The sequence below is a fragment of the Sphaerisporangium rhizosphaerae genome, assembly GCF_042665155.1.
Taxonomy (GTDB): Bacteria; Actinomycetota; Actinomycetes; order Streptosporangiales; family Streptosporangiaceae; genus Sphaerisporangium; species Sphaerisporangium rhizosphaerae.
Map to the genome: position 1 here is coordinate 417942 of NZ_JBHTCG010000003.1, position 16438 is coordinate 434379.

Below are 16438 nucleotides of genomic sequence, written 5' to 3' on the forward strand. Positions count from 1 at the left end.
TACTCGTACTTTAAGTATCAGGCATAGATGCAGTGCCCCTGACCTGCTTGATCGCGAGGTGAGCCCACGTGACCGCACCCACAAACAGCCGCAAAGGCACCGAAGAATGGCAACAAACCTTCCTCGGACGAGTGGAGCAGGTGCGCGCGGTCCGCCGCTTCGTCAAGACCCATCTCCCCGACCACGCCGACGCCGACCTCATCGCCAGCGAACTCGCCACCAACGCCGTCGAGCACACCCACACCGGGCAACCCGGCGGAACCTTCACCGCCACCGTCAAGCACCATCCCGACGGAACCGCCTACATCGAGATCGCCGACCAAGGCGGACCCACGGCGTTCGGTGCCCGCACCTCCACCCGCGAAGGCGGACGAGGACTCCACCTCGTCACCGCCCTCACCACAACATGGGGAGTCAAAGGCGACGCCGCCGGCCGCACCGTCTGGGCCCAGCTACCCCCACCCACCCCATGAACGACACACCATCGGCCTTACGCGCCCTCCGCGAACGCTTCCCCCACTGGGCCTTCCTCTACAACCCCTTCGCCTACCGCTGGTACGCCCTCAACGGCCGCACCACCACCCTCACCGCCGACACCCCCCAAGAACTCGCCGAACGCATCGTCCGCCACCAAGTACGCCAACGCCTGACCAGACCCCACCCACGGCAATGAGCGACGCCTAGCAACAACCGGCAAAGCACCAGACCAGAGGCACCGCGAAGGCCCTGACATTCAAGATCATTCGAGTCCGCGTTCCTCCGGATGAGGACTTTCTCTACGTCTTTGAAGGCGGCCCGCTGCGCGGCCCGCCGGGCACGCCGGACGGCCGCGTGCCCGGCTGCGGCTCTTCGGCCGGTCCGGGCACGCACCGCCCCGCGCGCCCGAGAGGCCGACAGCAGCCGCCACTTAAGACCGCGACGATCACTCACTTCGGTTCTGTCGGCACCCGGTTGGGGTGATCGGCTGCCGCGCGGCTTCCGGTGCTCGGGCCTGGCGGCCCTCCGCTCCGGGTCCGCTTGCCAACGGTGACCAGGCATCGCGCTGAGAGCGGCGGAACTGGGAACCGGCTCAGAGCTTGCCGGCCAGCTCGGCGGGCACCTGGTTGAGCATGGCTGCTAGAGGCTCATCCTGCGAGAGCACGATGCTGACGACTGGATCAGTGGTTGCCAAGAGCGCGAGGTGACGAATCGCATGGGCGGCCACGTGGTCCGTCGCCAGCTCATGGGGCCGGGGAGTGTCTGGCCGAACTCCGAAGGCGATCCTAAGCTCGTCGAGTTGAGAAGCGGGTCTGTCCATCTGGGGGTCGGGGTAGGCGGCGTAGGTGAGGATCAATCCGCGTTCGGGGTTGTGACGCCAGCTCGTGGAGTGCAGAAGGGTAGGTGTTCCTGCAAGAGTTCTCGCAAGGTCACAGGGGCTCATCACACCGTCGAGCCGGGTCGTTGATCGGCGGTAGGACCATCCAAGGTGGTCGAACCGCAGAAAGATGACTTCAACCGTGACGTGGGGACCGTTCACACGGCTGCCTTTCTCATGATGAGGCGAGTTCGCGCATCCGATGAGTGCAGTGCTAACGCATGCCAGCCCTTGTTGCGGTAGAGGCCGAGAGCCGCTGTCGCCGCGGGATGCGTGGCCAGCCATCGTGGCCCGCTGGACGCTGCCAGGACGGCATCGTGAAGGGCGGCGCCGGCACCTCGGCCGCGAAGTTCGGGCAGCACAGCCAGCTCTTTGAGGGTGAAGTCATCCATGCTGGGGCACGAGGCCAGCAGCGCGAGGCGAGAACAGCGATGACCATAGGCGAAGCCGTACACCTGTTCACCGTCCAGAGCGAGAACGAGTACGAAGCCAGGCCGATGAACGTCGATCAGCATGCGCGCGGCCACGCTACGGGCTACAGCGTTGGGCTCAGACCACGGCGGCCTGGTGAATACCTGGCCTCCCAGCTCCGCCACCGCCAACACGTGCGACGCGGCGTCGGACGCGGCGACGAGGCGGATATGGGGGTGTGCGGTGCCCGGCCGTCCGGTTGGATAGCGCTGCAAGGAAGGCCGGAGGCCGGGCGCCGCGGTCATTGGGTTAGGCGCCCTTGGCTGCGGTGAAACGGGCGATGACGTCGTTCCAGTTGATCAAAGACCACAGCTTTTCGACGTAGTCAGGTCGTACGTTGCGGTACTGCAGGTAGTAGGCGTGTTCCCAGGCGTCGAAGACCAGCAGTGGGATGGTGTTCATGCCGACGTTGCCGTGGTGGTCGTAGACCTGCTCGACCACGAGTCGCCGGCCGAGCGGTTCCCAGGCCAAGATGCCCCAGCCCGAGCCCTGAACGGTGGAGGTCGCGGTGGTGAGCTGCTTTTGGAAAGCCTCGAAGGAGCCGAAATGCTCATCGACGGCCGCGCCTAGCTCCCCGTCGGGACGGTCGCCGCCGTCAGGGGAGAGGTTCTGCCAGAAGATCGAGTGCAGGACGTGGCCGGAGAGGTTGAAGGCGAAGGTCTTCTCCAGGCCGACGAGCCCTCCGTACTCGGCCTTATCGCGGGCCTCTGCCAGCTTCTCCAAGGTGTCGTTGGCGCCCTTGACGTAAGCAGCATGGTGCTTGGCGTGGTGCAACTCCAGGATCTCGCCGGTGATCGCGGGCTCCAGGGCCGCGTAGTCGTAGGGCATATCCGGCAGGGTGTACTGACCCATCGTGCGCTCCTTCCTCGTAGAACCTTATCGCGAAGAGATTGCAACAACGATATATGCGCAACATCTTGGCGTAGGAGTCGCTATTGCAACTAGTCCGCAACGGCGTTACGGTCCCGGAGGAATTCCTCCCTCCCCCTGGAGCGGCACATGAGCTCACCCACCACCTCCGCCTCTGAACCAACCACCGCGATCACCAGTGGGGAGTGGCGCCGCATCGGAGGGATGGCCGTCTTCGTCGCCGCATTACACATCATCGGCTGGTTCTCCCTGATCGCCTTGATCGCACCACAGCACTACCAACTGGGTCAGGCGGGAGGGTTCACGATCGGCCTGGGGTTGACCGCCTACATCCTGGGCATGCGGCATGCCTTCGACGCCGACCACATCGCCGCCATCGACAACACCACACGCAAGCTCATGGCCGACGGCCAGCGCCCGGTCTCGGTCGGCTTCTGGTTCTCCCTCGGACACTCCAGCGTCGTGTTCGGCCTGTGCTTCCTGCTCGGCATCGGCGTCCGAACCCTGGCCGGCCAGGTCGAGAACGAGGCATCCACCCTGCAGACCATCACCGGCCTCGTCGGCACCCTGGTCTCCGGCGTCTTCCTCATGATCATCGCAGCGATCAACACCGTGGTCCTTGTGCAGATCGTGAAGGTCTTCCAGCAGATGCGCCAAGGCGCCTACGACGAGGCCGCCCTAGAGGAGCAGCTCAACAAGCGCGGCTTCATGAACCGCATCCTGGGCGGGGCGACCAAGGCCGTGCGCAAGCCCTGGCACATGTACCCGATCGGACTGCTGTTCGGCCTGGGCTTCGACACCGCCACCGAGATCTCCCTGCTCGTGCTGGCCGGCGGAGCCGCCGCATTCAACCTGCCCTGGTATGCCGTCCTCACATTGCCGGTGCTGTTCGCTGCGGGCATGAGCCTGCTGGACACCATCGACGGCTGCTTCATGAACTTCGCCTACGGCTGGGCCTTCTCCAAGCCCGTGCGCAAGGTCTACTACAACATCACCATCACCGCCCTGTCGGTCGCTGTCGCGGTGATCATTGGAGCGATCGAGCTGATCGGACTGCTCGCCGAGAAGCTCGGCATCGACTCAGGACCGTTGGCCACGATCGCCGGATTGGACCTCAACTACGTCGGCTATGGCATCGTCGCCCTGTTCGTGATCACCTGGATCATCGCGCTGGCGGTATGGCACTGGGGCCGCATCGAGCAACGCTGGTCGGCTCACGTGCGCCCAGGCCCTGACGCCGATCGCTGACCCTGGCCACGGCAGGAAGTACTGCGGGGGATCGATGAGAGACCGGCGGCCTCGGACGCGCAGCCTCGTAGATCGCTGTGTGCAACGGCTTGCGCTCTTCGACCTGGATAACACGCTTGTCGACCTTGACGAGGCGTTCCGGGTGTGGGTTGGGGGGTTCGCCGCCGAGCATGGCTTGGGAGCCGAGGGGGTTGACTGGCTGATCGCTCTTGACCAGGAGGGAATCCCGCACAGAGAGGTGTTCTTCGCCGAGGTCCGTGACCGCTTTGCGCTGGCGGCTTCAGTTGAGGAGCTGTGGAGCCGCTACCGGAGGCACACGCCGCACCTCGTGCGCTGTCGGCCCGAAGTCCTGGACGGCCTAGCCCGACTACGAGCGTCCGGGTGGCGTGTGGCGATCGTGACCAACGGGACTGCGGACAACCAGCTCGGGAAGATCCAGCAGACCGGGTTGGCCGAGGCCGCAGACGCTTACGCGCTGTCGGGAGCCGAAGGCATCCGCAAGCCCGACGTCGCCCTATTCGAGATCGCGGCCAAGCGCGGCGGCATGACTCTCGCCGGAGGCGGTTGGGTAGTCGGTGACAACCTCACCGCCGACATCGCCGGCGGACGCGCCGCCGGTCTTCAAACGATCTGGATCGACCGGGGCACCTGGCCAGGTGTCGACCACCAGGCGGACCACGTGGTCACGGACATACTCCAAGCCATTGAAATCTGCCTGTCTATTCGGTGATCTTGCTAACGCGCCTGCTAACAGCGTCCGTGGATCCCTGTAGACGTCGGTGGAACTTGATCTAGAGATGCTCCGGGTTGAGCTGGGGATCCGGACAGTGGTGGACGTGGGGAGACGATCTTCTTCCGGCTTGTAAACCGTAGGTCAGGGGTTCGATTCCCCTCGTCGGCTCCCACGTCAAAGGCCCCTTGCGATCACCACAAGGGGCCTTTTGCCAACACCTTCGCTAACAGCGGCTATGCGGCGGAGCCTTCAACGGCGCTCGCGAAGATGTTCGCCGCCGTCGCCATCTGCTCGTTGATCGCCTCCTCCCTCGGCCCGGCCGCCGGACAGCCGGGTGACGTCCGATGTGTGGCGGGCTGACGAGTGGCTCAGGAGATGAGCGGACTACGCCGCTCGATCATGGTGACGTCCCGCCAAACACCGTGATGGCGGCCTATGCGTTCGCGAATACCGATGACCCGGAATCCGGCGCGGGCATGTAGGGCGAGGCTCGGGAGGTTCTCGGGGAAGATGCCTGATTGAATCGTCCAGATGCCGGCCTGTTCCGTGGAGGCGACCAAGGCGTGCAGCAGGGCGAGGCCGACACCCAGATTCCGGGCGTCAGGGTGGACGTAGACGGAATGCTCCACCACCCCCGAGTAGACGCAGCGGTCGGAGACGGGGGAGGCTGCGACCCAGCCGAGCACGCGCCCAGCCTCATCCAGGGCGACATGTCGATGGCTCGTGAGTTTGACCGTGTCGAACTGTTGCCAGGTGGGGGCGGTCGTCTCGAAGGTGGCCTGACCCTCGTCAATACCGAACTGGTAGATCGCGAGCACCTCGGCGGCGTGTTCGGGCGTCATGGCCACGATGCGCGGCGCCGCCCAGCCCGTCTTGGGCCCAGCCGAGGGAAGGATCTCGGCGATCAGGGTACGTATCCGCGTCTCTATCTCGTCGCGGATCGGCCGAACGGCGGCCACCCCTCGCCCAGCGGGATCGTCCAGTCGCCAGTCAAGGTAACGCTTGCCGGGGAAGAACGGGCAGGCGTCCCCACAGCCCATTGTGATGACCACGTCGCTCGCCTGGACCGCTTCCGTGGTGAGCACTTTGGGGATCTCGGCGGAGATGTCGATGCCCACCTCCTTCATCGCTTCGACCACGGCCGGGTTCACCGTCTCGGCAGGGGTGGAGCCGGCGGAGCGGACCTGGACGCGGCCTTGCGTCAGGTGGGTGAGGAACGCGGCGGCCATCTGCGAGCGCCCGGCGTTGTGGACACAGACGAACAGCACGGACGGGGCGGTAGTGCTCACGGGAGAGAACTTCCTCGCTCGGCGAAGGCGGGAGAGTCGACGTCACGGGAAGAAGAGCGGCGGGAATCCGTAGTTTGGAGCAGGGTGGACAGGCGATTCAACGCGACCGGCAGCACCCAGTAGTAGACCCAGGTGCCGCGTCGCTCGGAGCCGACCAGACCCGCCTCGCGGAGGACCTTGAGGTGGTGAGAGATCGTCGGCTGGGACACGTCGAATGGGCCGATCAGGTCACACACGCACGCCTCCCCGCCCTCGTGGGAGGCGATCAGGGACAGCAGCCGAAGCCGTACCGGATCCGACAGGGCCTTGAACATGCGTGCGAGCTCCGCCGCGTCCGCTCCGCCCAACGGCTCGCGGGCCATCGGAGTGCAGCACGCCCCTGCCGGGTCGAGGAGCGACGGCTCTTGTTTCGACATTGCTCTATGTTGACACGCGTCTAATCAAGCTGGCAATGTCGCTGTATCGACAGTTGTCGAAACAAGCCATCTTCGAGGGAGACCGCCATGTCCCGTGTTCAGCTCGCGCTGCGCGTCGCCGACCTGGAAGGCTCGATCGCCTTCTACTCCAAGCTGTTCGGCATCGAGCCCGCGAAGCTGCGCCCCGGCTACGCCAACTTCGCCATCGCCGAGCCCCCGCTGAAGCTGGTGCTCATCGAAGGCGAGGCCGGCCAGGAGACCCGCCTGGACCACCTCGGCGTCGAGGTCGAGGACACCGCCCAGGTCGAGGCCGCTACCCGGCGGCTCAAGGACGCGGGTCTCACGACGTTCGAGGAGAACGACGCCTCGTGCTGCTATGCCCTTCAGGACAAGGTGTGGGTCCACGGCCCCGGTGCCGAACCCTGGGAGGTCTACGTGGTCAAGGCCGACGCCGACACCCTCGGCAAGTCGGCCATGGACGACGCGCAAGCGTCGTGCGTCTGCGGACGGGACGACACGGTCGAGGCGGCACCGACCGGTGCCGGAGGCGGATGCTGCTGACGGCCGAGAGATCCATGCCCGGCATCGTTCGGGACCGCGGCTCTGGATGGCCCCTTGCGATCTTCACAAGGGGCCTTCTGTCGACAGGTTCGCTAGCAGCGGCTATGCGGCGGAGCTGGGCTAGCAAACGCCGGGTAACTTGCACACTTTGGCGGCCATCTTCCTGGCGTTCTTGGTCAGTCGGCCGGGGTCGTAGATTCCCTCGTCGGTCGTGTAGATCATCAGTGCCCGGCCCCGGCGCGCGGCGATGCCGGTCATCGTCACGTTCACGCTGCCGTCCTGCCAGGTCTGGTAACCCATGCCCATGGCCTCGTCTCCCGCCTTGGCCTTACTCGTCCGCCATTGGAGCTTTAGTTGGGGCGCCGACGGTTCGCCCTTACGTGCGCACCGCTTGACCTCGGCGCGCAGACGGGTGAGCGCGGAATGGGCGCTCCGGGGGCTGTTGTAGATGACGAGCTGTTCGGAGGAACTGCTAGGGCCGCTGGTCCAGTGCGTGATCGTGCGGGCGGCCACCCGGTCGCGGTCGACGGCGTGCCGGTGCCGGCACGGGTTCAGCTCCAACGGCTCGGTGAGCTTGTCGCTGATCTCGTAGCCCTGTTCGTCCGCCTCATGGGGGTCCAGGACCCTGCGCGCGTCGCGTTCGGTGAGCAGGAAGTTCTTCGGAATCTCGGTCACGGTCGCGGGGGACAGGGCCAGCAGCAAGGAGAGTGTCACGCTGATCATGAAGAGTTGGACGACGGCGGGAACGGCTTGGTTCTCGGTCCTCTCGCCGGATCGGCTCAGGCAGGCCGGGGTTGAACCGCCCGCGTCCCTTTCCGGCCGCGCATCTGTGGCCCTGGTATCCCTCGTCGGCTCCCACGTCAAAGATCCCTTGCGATCATCACGAGGGGTCTTGTGCTCGGTGGCTCATGCCGTCGCAGGACCGCTCGTAGGGCAGTTGGGGGATGAGGTTCTTCCAGCCGTCGGGAGTGATGTCGGGCTTGCTGAGCCGCCCGCATATCTGCTCGGCGACCCGTCGCGGGTCGATGTTCCACACCAGTGGCGGGCCGATCCCGGTGGCGACCACCGTCCGGTTCCGGGCGTCGTAGGCCACGGCGACGATCTTGTGGTCGGCGGGCAGGCCGGCCAGCAGGGTCTTGTCGCGTATCTTCCAGATGCGCACGGTCATGTCATCGCTCGCGCTGATGAGGGTCGCGCCGTCCGGGGCGTACACCAGGTCGTTGATCTGGGCGGTGTGCGCGTGCAGAGTGGCGGACACCTTCCTGGTGGCGAGATCGTAGAGACGGATGAGGGTGTCACCGCCTCCGCCCGTGGCGAGCGTGCGGCCGTCGGGGCTGAAGGCGAGCGCCGGCACGCTGCCGGGTTGCGAGAGCCGGTCGTCGACCAGTGAGTTCCGGCGCGTGTCCCAGAGACGGACGATGCCTTCGAAGCTTCCGACGGCCAGGGTCCGCCCGTCCGGGCTGTAGGCCAGTGACTGGACGCCCTGTGTCAGGGTCGTCGCCCGGGTGAAGGCGGGGTCGCCGCCGTTGCCCTCGAGCGTCGCGCGAAGTGAGCCGTCCGCCGGATTCCACAGGCGGACCGTGGGGTCGTAGATGGCGGAGGTGGCCAGCGTGCGGCCGTCCGGACTGAAGGCGATCGCGTTCATCACGCCGTGGTGGTGGGTCGTGATGGTCCTGAGCAACTTCTGCCGGGGGACGTCCCACAGGCGCACGGTGCCGTCCGGGTCGGTCCGGTCGCCGGACGCGACGGCCAGCAGCGCGCCGTCCCGGCTGAACGCGACGGCCATGGGGGTATGGCCCAGACCAGGAAATGCCGCCACGCGCCGGCGCGCGGGCATCGAGTACAGGACGACGTCGGACATCTCGGCCACCGCCAGCAGGTTCCGGGCAGGCGAGAAGGCCACCGTGATACCGGGGCTGAAGCGGCCGTTGAGGAAGTTGCCGCGCGTGCTCCACAACTGGACGACGCCGTCGGAGCCGGCGCTGGCCAGTGTCGCGCCGTCAGGGCTGAATTCGACGCTGTTCACTTGGGCGATGTGACCGGTCAGATCGGCGAGCGGCCTGTCGCCCGCCGCGTGGTCCCATATCCGCACATGAGAGTCGTAGCCACCTGCGGCGAGGAGACTGCCGTCCGGGCTGAACGCCAGGCTGGAGACGCTCCTGCCGGCGTCGTCACCCGCGATGGTCTTCATCTGCCTGCGCCGGGGGAGGTCCCAGAGCAGCACTCCGCCGTCCTCGGCCGACACGGCCAGGGTGCGGCCGTCCTGGCTGATCGCCAGCCTGGGGTTCAGTTTCGCGGCGTGGTGGGTCAGCGAACGGGTGAACCGGCGGTGACGTACGTCCCAGACTCGCACGGTGCCGTCGGGGGAGGCGATGACCAGAGTCCGTGTGTCCGGAGTGAAGCCCGCGTGGCTTCCCTGGCCGACGCCGAACGGCGCGACGACCAGGCGGCGGCGGACGACATCCCAGAGGCGCAGCTCGCCCCCGGCGCTGATGCCGGTCAGCAGCCTGCCATCGCGACTGAAAGCACCGAAGGTGACTTGTTCGTCGTCACCTGTCTCCAGCGCGGGCAGAGCCTGCGGATGAGCACGGTCGGTCACCTCCCACAGGCGGATCATCCCCCTCATCGTGGCGGCCAAGGTCGTGCCGTCGGGACTGAAGGCGACGGTCGTGATGTTCATGGTCGTGCCCGGTTCGGCGGGGTTGGGGATCGTGGTGATCTGCCGATGGGTCGTGGCATCCCACAACTCCACCTCTCCGTTCTTGCCTCCTGTGGCGATCGTCTTCCCGTCAGGGCTGTAGACCGCCTTCCAGAGAAGCGGCGGGACGTTCCTCGGATCGAGCGTGTCGTCGAAGTGCTGGTTCTGGGTGCCGAGCAGCGCGCTGATCGCCTGGACGTTGTCCGGGGCCAGGCGGTAGGCCTCCACCGCCAGTTTGTGCGAGCCGAGGGGATTACCGGTCGCGTACTCGGACGCCACCTGGGGGGCGATCTGGCCGGACACCGCCACGCGATGCTGTTGCTCGGCGGCGGCCCTGCTCTCCCGGATCGTGACACCACCCGCCACGGCCACCATCAGGATCAGGACACCCAGCGCGGCGGCGAGGCGCGTCCTGATCCTCCCCCTTCTCCGGGTACGTCGGCTCTGGCGGAGGAAGTCCTGTTCCAGGGCGCCGAGTTCGTGGTCGTGCCCGGCCGCCCACGACTCCGCGGACTCCAGTGACGCGCCGCGCAACAGCAGGTAGGGATCACGACCCTGCTCGTGCCAGGCCGTCGCGGCCGTCGCCAGCCGTTGACGCAGGCGCAGCTCGTCGCGGTCCTCGGCGATCCACTCACGCAGCCGTGGCCAGGCGCGCAGGAGCGCCTCGTGGGATATCTCCGCGCCCTTCTCCGTCACGCTGATCAGACGGGCTCTGACCAGCGCGTCCCGCGCCGCGATGACCGGGCGGGGGGAGGTGCCGGCCCTCGCGAGAAGCCCGGGCAGGTCGATCTCACGTCGTGTGTCCTCCGTCTCCTCGCCGATCTGGACGCCGGCGAGGAGGATCCGCCGGATGGCCTCGCGCCCCTCGTCGTCCAGGCTGTCGTGCACCTTCTCCGCGCTCGTGGTGACCGACCGCCAGATCCCTCCCGCGGCGCGGTAGCCGGACATGGTGAGGGTCCTGCCCTCCCTGTTCCGCCAGGTGGCCAGGAGCGCGTGGGAGAGCAGGGGAAGCGCGCTGAGCACATCCTCCTCGCCGGGCCGTAGATCGTGGAGCAGGAGGTCCACGAGTCCCGGCTCCAGTGACAGCCCGGCCGTCTCGGCGGGGCCCTCGATCGCCCGGCGCACCTGCGGCTGGGTCATGGGCCCGACCGGCACGTGCCCCGCGCCCAGGGCGGTGAGCAGGCCCGGATACGCCAGGCAGTGGCCGTAGAAGTCGGCTCTGACGGCCGGTACGACCAGTGCGCGGGCAGGGTCGGCCGCGCACAGGGCGTGGATGAAGGCGTTTCGCTCGGCCGGGTACTGGCAGCGGGTGAACACCTCCTCGAACTGGTCGACGACCAGGATCAGGCGGTCGGTGGGCCGGCCCTGGTCCTGCAAGGTCCTTTCGATGAGGCGGTTCACGGCGTGCGGGGCGTCGAAGAGTTCGTCGGCCGCGTCGTCGCCGGCTTCCTCAGGGGACATCGCCTGGACCAGCGCGGTCAGAGGACTGTCGCCGGGGGTGAGGATGAGGGGCAGCCATCCGTCCTCGGCGCCGGCCAGTGCCGGCAACAGTCCCGCGCGCAGCACCGAGGACTTTCCCGAACCCGAGGGGCCGATCACGAACAGGGGATCCGTTCGCCGGACGCCGACGGTCCGCACGAGTTCCCCGACCAGTTCCTCTCTGCCGAAGAAGAGACGGGCGTCGTCGGCGGTGAACTCGAATGGCTCCAGGCCCCGGTAGGGACAGGGCCCCTCCGCCGGAGGGATTCTGGTCTCGGGGTCGGGAAAGGTGTAGGCCTGATTCTGGGTGAGGGCGATTTCCCCCGCCCGTCCGAAATGCTGGGGAAAGTGCTGCGGGAATCCCCGCCTGGGCAGCTCCCGGTCGAGATAGCGGCTGATGTCGTCCAGGCTCAGCATGCGTGGCCCGAGTTCGTCGCCCTCGCGCAGGACGGTCAGCAGACATCCGGTGTACGCGGTGTGCCGCGCGCCCATGGGAGCCAGGGCCTGCTCGTCCCGGGCGGCGGCCGCCAGCAGGTGGCTGCGCCGCACCCGCATCCGTCCGAAGGCGTCGCTGATGGCGCTCGCCGCCGCGCCGTTCGCCCGTCCGGCGAAGCAGCAGTCCAGGACGACGATGATCGTTTCCGCCGGGCTGGCGATGAGCGCCTCACGCACCGCGGAGTACGGCAGCGCCTTGTACGTGAGTCCCGTGCTCGGCCCGTCGGTGGCGGAGGTGGCGAGGTAGAGCTCACCGTGCGCGTCGAGGAGCCCGTGTCCCACGAAGGAGAACAGAAACGTGCCGCGCGCCTGCGAGGCCGCCCTGGCCAGCGTGCTTCCCAGCTCCGCCGGGTTCGCCGGATCCACGAGCGTCTCCAGGTGGCCGGGGGCGAGCCCACAGCACTCCACCAGGGCGAGCCCCAGGTCCCGCGCCGTCGTGGCGGCCGCCTCGACGTCCGGCAGGGCGGAACCCCGGACATGGCGGGCGGTGCCGGCCACGAGCGCCCGGCTTCCCGGGCGTTCCAGCGCTCGGCCGGCCGATTGCGTTCCGAGGGTCACCCGCGCTCCGAGGGCCCTGGTAACTCCTGGTCCCGAGGTCGGCGAGTTCCTTCGTCTTCGCCCATGGCGCCTTCGAGCCGGCGGGTCAGCTCCGTGAGTTGTCCCGAGTCGAGCCTTCGGACGTTCCTGGCGGTGAGCGTGATCTCCCCGCCGTCCGGACGGCGGACGGTTATCTCGACGTCTCCCACCCGCCGCCGCAGCCACGCCACCAGTGCGCTCGCCAGTGCGGTCGCGATTCCCCCCTGGCCGACGGCGGCGACGAGCACCTCAAGTGTCCCCAATCGTCCTGGGCCGGGTGGGGTTCCCCCATTCCGTACCTTTCCCAGCAAGTCAGGATCGTCGTCCAGCCAACGGCGCAGAGCGTCGACGCTTTCCTCGCCCGTGACGGCGATCTGCACATCCATGGCGTCCACCCTATAAAGAATCACCTATTGGCGGCATGCGCCACGAAATCATCTCCGAACATCAAAGTGGATCTTGATCTTTGGTGTCGCCTTGGAGATGAATTCCACGTTTTTCGACTATTAATTCTGCTTTGTATGAGATTGGACCGTTCTATGGGCCGGCTAACCAATGTCGGCGGCGGCGACCGGTCGGACGTGGAAACGGCGGATCGGAGGGGTGAGTAGGTCAGGTCATCTCACAGGCTGCCGGGGTGTGCGCGCTCATCTCTGACGTCGGGCGAAGGCGGGCGTTCGTAGGCCACTTCGAACCATACGGTCCGCCCCGCCTCGTCCTCGTAGACCGACCAGGTCTTCGACATCAGATCGACGAGCATCAGGCCTCGCCCGCCCTCGGCATACGGGTCGTGGCAGATCTGCGGGGTGCTCTCCCCGCCGGCGTCGACCACGTCGACGTGGACGAAGTCCTGGCAGTCGGCGAGCGCCAGCGTCACCGTCCCTCCGTCTCTGGAGTCGGAATGGACGACGGAGTTGGTCACGACCTCGGAGACCAGGAGTGTCACCTCGTCGAGCGCGGGATGGCCGGCGCCGAGCTTCCGCCTTACGTACTCACGAGCGAGAGCGACCGATTCGGGGACGCCGACGAGATCGACAACGCCCAACAGGTGTCCAGTCGCCATGCGCTCGCCTTCGTTCGCGTAAGTCCGCGTCGAAACTCACGGAGTCACGCGGGGTTCACGCTGGGACACTAGGAGCGGGTGATCGACCGGCTCAACCAACTTGCACGGACTTGCACGATCAGCTGAGAGCTCCGAGCGCCTTGGTGATCAGAGCACGGGCCTTTCCGCCGTAGACCGCGTGCGCGGCCAGTTCCGTGAACCCCTTGACGTAGAGCGCGATCTCGCGAGGCTGGGTGACCGTCACGGCCGCCGACAGCATCTCCACGAACACCCGCTGGTCGTCGTAGATGGAGAAGGTCTCCATGGTCCACAACTTCCGGCGAGCCGCGAAGGGGATGATTCCCAGGGACACCGACGGCAGCGACATGCCTTCGAGCAACTGCCCGAGCTGGCCGGCCATCACGTCATCGTCCGCGACACGGTCGTACAGGACCGACTCCTCCACGACCATCGCGAACCGGTGATCCCCCTCGTAGAGGAGCCGGGTGCGTGCCGCGCGCGCCTCCACGGCCTCGTCGATGTCCCGCGGAGCCTCGTGGAACTCGGCGAACGACGTCAGCACCGCGCGCATGTAGCCGGGCGTCTGGAGGGGCCAGGGCATGAAGCTGGAGCAGTAGAACCGGAACAGGCGGGTCTGTTCGTACAGCGACACCCGCGTCTCCTGTAGCCGCTTCATGCCGCTGCGCTGTAGCCGCCGCCACTCCACGTACATGCTGTCGGCGTCACGAGTGGCGGCGATCAGGTCCGCGGCCTCGCCCTCGGCGTCGCAGATCCGGCACCAGGTGCGGATGTCCTCGGCCGAGGGAAGAGTGCGCCCACGGATGAGGCGCGAGCACTTGGATTCGTCCCATCCCGCGGTCTGCGCCAGGGCGCGGGCGGTCAGCCCTGCGTCCCGCAGGAGGTCGCGGAGGCGGTTCCCGATGGCGCGGCGGGCCTGCTCGGCGCTGGAGGAGGGGGAGGTGGACACGCGCGGCAGGTGGTCAGAGCGGCTTGTACTCGGCGTGGTCGATGCCACGTTCCCACACGCGCTCGAAGGCCGTCAGACAGAACTTGACCACAGAGGGATCGTCGCACAGCTCGTGGCCGGCGGGCTCACCGGACCCGGAGTGGAAGTGGAAGAGGACCACGCGCTCGTCGAAGAGCCAGAAGTCGTTCCCCGGGAGCGCGAGGTCGGAAGCTCGTCGTCGTGACAGCCAGCGGACCTGCTCGCCGCCCGCGAGGTTCGCGAACGGCGTCGCGGAGTGCTCGTACCGGATGTAGTCGCTGACCGGCTCGGAGACCAGCCGCGCACGACGGATGACCACACCTCGGGCGACGGTCCTGCGGACCAGGTTCACCCACGGAGCGTCGAAGGCGGTGCGGTCGAAGGGAACGCCGTCCCGCCATGCCCGGAAGCCGGGGCTCGCGGTGCCATAGCCGTCGCGCATCTCCAGGTGCAGCGCGGAGCGCCGGCACTGAGCGAACAGGTCATCCCATGTCGCGGTCGCCATCACGGCACGCCTCCAGCAAGTAGTCACGCATCCGCGCGGGAAGCCTAATGATCATCTCGTCGGGTGCGAGAGGACTCCTGGCGACCACTTGGGCCACGTCCACAGGATCATCGACCACGATGCCCTGGATCACCACGCTGCCGTCCGCCTCGTCCACCCAGATGGAAGGGCAGCCGCCGTGCTCGCTGTCCGTGTCGATGCCGATGAACCGTAGCGCCATGACTGCCTCCCGTGCTTCGGATGTGTGCAGACTTGCGACATCACGACACTGACCGGCGTCTCCACCCTCAGTCAATAGCACCCTTTCCGGCGGGCTCGCCGCCGCCCGGCGGAACGGCCGGCACAGGCGAGGCGTGACAAGTTTCGGACAAGCCGGCGTGACTAGCGTTCACCGCAGCCAAGCTGGGAGTCGCCATGCCTTCTTCGGTGTCCGCAGGGCCGCGCATTCGTGTGGGCAAGAAAGATGGCGCGTGTTTTCCCATGGCATGCGGAGTACTGATCGCGTTGTGCGGCGCGCTGACGGCCTTCGCGTTCAACGCGGTCTACGCGAAGGGCTGGATCGACCTGGAGGTCTACCGGGAAGGCGGGGCGGCGGTGCTGCGGGGTACCTCTGTCTATGACCTGGTCGTCGGTGGAAGGTCGCTGCAGTTCACCTATTCGCCGTTCGCGGCGATGCTGTTCACGCCGCTCGCCCTGGTCGAGATGGAGACCGCCTCCGGCATCTGGGTGCTGATCTCCATACTCGCCCTTGAGGCGGTGATATGGATCCTCGTCGGCCTTACCACGGTGAAGCGCCGTGGCCGCCGGGCGGCTCACGCATTGCTGGTCGTGATCGCGGCGCTTCCCTTGTATCCGGTGGCGCTGACGCTGTGGAACGGGCAGATAGGCATCATCCTGCTACTGGTGATAGTGGCGGATCTGACGCACGGCAAGGAGAAGTGGCGTGGCATAGGAACGGGCATCGCCGCCGGCATCAAACTCACTCCGCTGATATTCATCCCCTATCTCCTCCTCACGCGTCGTTACCGGGCCGCCCTGATGGCCTGCCTCGGTTTCCTCGGCACGGTGATCCTCGGATTCCTGCTGCTGCCGGCCGATTCGCGTGACTACTGGGGTGGCGCGTTCTTCGACACACACCGGGTGGTCGCCGGGCAGGGCGTGGATTTCTTCAACCAGTCGCTTCGCGGCGTGCTCGCGCTCGTGCCCGGCTCGTGGCCCATCATGCCCGTCTGGCTCGCCCTGTGCGCGGTCGTCGGCACGGGCGGACTTCTGGTCGCCGCACGGACCTGGAAGAAGGCGGGCGAGCTCGCCGGAATCACCGTCACCGGGATCGTGGGGCTGCTGGTCTCGCCCGTTTCCTGGCCGCACCATTGGGTCTGGTGCATACCGCTCCTGGTGCTGTGGGCACAGCGCGCTCAGCGCGTGAACACTCCGCTGGAGAAGCTGGGCGTGGGGTTCCTGTGGTCGATCTTCCTGCTGCCGGGATATGTCGCCCTGGCGACACTTCTCGTCTATCCATCCCACGCTGGAATGTGGTTGATGTCGCTGACGGGCAGTTATGTGCTCAGCGGATTGTCGACGTTGCTGGCGCTCGCGGTCCATTTCGGCCGGAGCGAACGGCGACGGGGGAAGCGCGCGTCAGGCGATCCGTTCGCCGTCGTTCCGGGATAGCCGCCACGCATGGCGATCTTCCGG

The 16438-nt window shown here is 67.0% G+C and carries 17 protein-coding genes; 6 read left to right on the forward strand and 11 right to left on the reverse strand.

Annotation, left to right across the window (positions count from 1 at the left end; all coding sequences use genetic code 11):
• The first annotated feature begins 68 nt into the window (after nucleotides 1–68).
• Nucleotides 69–473 carry an ATP-binding protein gene (locus ACFQSB_RS06965; RefSeq protein ID WP_380824998.1) on the forward strand — a complete coding sequence of 135 codons (405 nt, stop codon included), beginning with the start codon at nucleotides 69–71 and terminating at the stop codon, nucleotides 471–473.
• Nucleotides 470–673 (forward strand): hypothetical protein, encoded by a 204-nt coding sequence (locus ACFQSB_RS06970; RefSeq protein ID WP_380824999.1) that lies wholly within the window; start codon nucleotides 470–472, stop codon nucleotides 671–673. Before ACFQSB_RS06965 ends, ACFQSB_RS06970 begins: the two co-directional genes overlap by 4 nt.
• Before the next feature lie 839 nt (nucleotides 674–1512).
• On the opposite strand, the gene ACFQSB_RS06975 is transcribed toward ACFQSB_RS06970, so the two are convergent.
• Together ACFQSB_RS06975 and ACFQSB_RS06980 are read right to left on the reverse strand one after the other, a co-directional pair.
• Nucleotides 1513–1869, reverse strand: coding sequence for a GNAT family N-acetyltransferase (locus tag ACFQSB_RS06975; protein ID WP_380825001.1), 357 nt, complete (start codon nucleotides 1867–1869; stop codon nucleotides 1513–1515).
• Between the two features lie 205 nt (nucleotides 1870–2074).
• Nucleotides 2075–2677, reverse strand: a complete 603-nt coding sequence (locus ACFQSB_RS06980; RefSeq protein WP_380825003.1) for a superoxide dismutase — start codon at nucleotides 2675–2677, stop codon at nucleotides 2075–2077.
• A gap of 147 nt (nucleotides 2678–2824) precedes the next feature.
• On the opposite strand from ACFQSB_RS06980, the gene nicT reads away from it, so the two are divergent.
• Together nicT and ACFQSB_RS06990 are read left to right on the forward strand one after the other, a co-directional pair.
• Nucleotides 2825–3943: a Nickel transporter NicT gene (gene nicT, locus ACFQSB_RS06985; RefSeq protein ID WP_380825004.1), complete on the forward strand. Its 1119-nt coding sequence runs from the start codon at nucleotides 2825–2827 to the stop codon at nucleotides 3941–3943.
• Between the two features lie 79 nt (nucleotides 3944–4022).
• Nucleotides 4023–4673: an HAD family hydrolase gene (locus ACFQSB_RS06990; RefSeq protein WP_380825006.1), complete on the forward strand. Its 651-nt coding sequence runs from the start codon at nucleotides 4023–4025 to the stop codon at nucleotides 4671–4673.
• 371 nt (nucleotides 4674–5044) lie between these two features.
• Here ACFQSB_RS06990 and ACFQSB_RS06995 read toward each other — a convergent pair whose 3' ends face one another.
• Nucleotides 5045–5965 carry a GNAT family N-acetyltransferase gene (locus tag ACFQSB_RS06995; RefSeq protein WP_459117326.1) on the reverse strand — a complete coding sequence of 307 codons (921 nt, stop codon included), beginning with the start codon at nucleotides 5963–5965 and terminating at the stop codon, nucleotides 5045–5047.
• Entirely contained in the window at nucleotides 5962–6381 is a 420-nt protein-coding gene (locus ACFQSB_RS07000; RefSeq protein WP_380825008.1) for an ArsR/SmtB family transcription factor, read from the reverse strand. The genes ACFQSB_RS06995 and ACFQSB_RS07000 overlap by 4 nt, the downstream gene beginning before the upstream one ends.
• Before the next feature lie 87 nt (nucleotides 6382–6468).
• Here ACFQSB_RS07000 and ACFQSB_RS07005 point away from each other — a divergent pair, with 87 nt between their 5' ends.
• On the forward strand, nucleotides 6469–6942 hold the full coding sequence (locus ACFQSB_RS07005; protein ID WP_380825010.1) for an ArsI/CadI family heavy metal resistance metalloenzyme: 474 nt from the start codon (nucleotides 6469–6471) through the stop codon (nucleotides 6940–6942).
• A gap of 120 nt (nucleotides 6943–7062) precedes the next feature.
• On the opposite strand, the gene ACFQSB_RS07010 is transcribed toward ACFQSB_RS07005, so the two are convergent.
• From ACFQSB_RS07010 to ACFQSB_RS07040, 7 genes are all read right to left on the reverse strand, one after another.
• On the reverse strand, nucleotides 7063–7656 hold the full coding sequence (locus ACFQSB_RS07010) for a hypothetical protein (protein WP_380825011.1): 594 nt from the start codon (nucleotides 7654–7656) through the stop codon (nucleotides 7063–7065).
• A gap of 166 nt (nucleotides 7657–7822) precedes the next feature.
• Nucleotides 7823–12172, reverse strand: coding sequence for a caspase, EACC1-associated type (locus tag ACFQSB_RS07015; RefSeq protein WP_380825013.1), 4350 nt, complete (start codon nucleotides 12170–12172; stop codon nucleotides 7823–7825).
• Nucleotides 12169–12576, reverse strand: coding sequence for an effector-associated constant component EACC1 (locus ACFQSB_RS07020; RefSeq protein WP_380825014.1), 408 nt, complete (start codon nucleotides 12574–12576; stop codon nucleotides 12169–12171). The genes ACFQSB_RS07015 and ACFQSB_RS07020 overlap by 4 nt, the downstream gene beginning before the upstream one ends.
• A gap of 236 nt (nucleotides 12577–12812) precedes the next feature.
• Nucleotides 12813–13253, reverse strand: coding sequence for an ATP-binding protein (locus tag ACFQSB_RS07025; RefSeq protein ID WP_380825016.1), 441 nt, complete (start codon nucleotides 13251–13253; stop codon nucleotides 12813–12815).
• Nucleotides 13254–13371: 118 nt separating this feature from the next.
• The gene (locus ACFQSB_RS07030) at nucleotides 13372–14220 is read right to left on the reverse strand and encodes a helix-turn-helix domain-containing protein (protein ID WP_380825017.1); all 849 of its coding nucleotides are present in this window, start codon (nucleotides 14218–14220) and stop codon (nucleotides 13372–13374) included.
• A 13-nt stretch (nucleotides 14221–14233) separates the two neighbouring features.
• Nucleotides 14234–14743 (reverse strand): DUF6879 family protein, encoded by a 510-nt coding sequence (locus ACFQSB_RS07035; RefSeq protein ID WP_380825019.1) that lies wholly within the window; start codon nucleotides 14741–14743, stop codon nucleotides 14234–14236.
• A complete protein-coding gene (locus ACFQSB_RS07040; RefSeq protein WP_354852361.1) occupies nucleotides 14721–14963 on the reverse strand; it encodes a hypothetical protein in 243 nt (80 codons plus the stop codon). Before ACFQSB_RS07040 ends, ACFQSB_RS07035 begins: the two co-directional genes overlap by 23 nt.
• A 194-nt stretch (nucleotides 14964–15157) precedes the next feature.
• Between ACFQSB_RS07040 and ACFQSB_RS07045 the strand changes: the two genes are divergently transcribed.
• On the forward strand, nucleotides 15158–16414 hold the full coding sequence (locus ACFQSB_RS07045; RefSeq protein ID WP_380825020.1) for a glycosyltransferase 87 family protein: 1257 nt from the start codon (nucleotides 15158–15160) through the stop codon (nucleotides 16412–16414).
• Nucleotides 16415–16438: the final 24 nt, after the last annotated feature.

Excerpts from the sequence above, each read along its gene's own strand:
- ACFQSB_RS06970 (WP_380824999.1), top strand. The coding sequence starts at position 470 with ATGAACGACACACCATCGGCCTTACGCGCCCTCCGCGAACGCTTCCCC.
- ACFQSB_RS06975 (WP_380825001.1), bottom strand. The coding sequence starts at position 1,869 with ATGCTGATCGACGTTCATCGGCCTGGCTTCGTACTCGTTCTCGCTCTG.
- ACFQSB_RS06980 (WP_380825003.1), bottom strand. The coding sequence starts at position 2,677 with ATGGGTCAGTACACCCTGCCGGATATGCCCTACGACTACGCGGCCCTG.
- nicT (WP_380825004.1), top strand. The coding sequence starts at position 2,825 with ATGAGCTCACCCACCACCTCCGCCTCTGAACCAACCACCGCGATCACC.
- ACFQSB_RS07000 (WP_380825008.1), bottom strand. The coding sequence starts at position 6,381 with ATGTCGAAACAAGAGCCGTCGCTCCTCGACCCGGCAGGGGCGTGCTGC.
- ACFQSB_RS07005 (WP_380825010.1), top strand. The coding sequence starts at position 6,469 with ATGTCCCGTGTTCAGCTCGCGCTGCGCGTCGCCGACCTGGAAGGCTCG.
- ACFQSB_RS07020 (WP_380825014.1), bottom strand. The coding sequence starts at position 12,576 with ATGGATGTGCAGATCGCCGTCACGGGCGAGGAAAGCGTCGACGCTCTG.
- ACFQSB_RS07025 (WP_380825016.1), bottom strand. The coding sequence starts at position 13,253 with ATGGCGACTGGACACCTGTTGGGCGTTGTCGATCTCGTCGGCGTCCCC.
- ACFQSB_RS07035 (WP_380825019.1), bottom strand. The coding sequence starts at position 14,743 with ATGGCGACCGCGACATGGGATGACCTGTTCGCTCAGTGCCGGCGCTCC.
- ACFQSB_RS07040 (WP_354852361.1), bottom strand. The coding sequence starts at position 14,963 with ATGGCGCTACGGTTCATCGGCATCGACACGGACAGCGAGCACGGCGGC.
- ACFQSB_RS07045 (WP_380825020.1), top strand. The coding sequence starts at position 15,158 with ATGCCTTCTTCGGTGTCCGCAGGGCCGCGCATTCGTGTGGGCAAGAAA.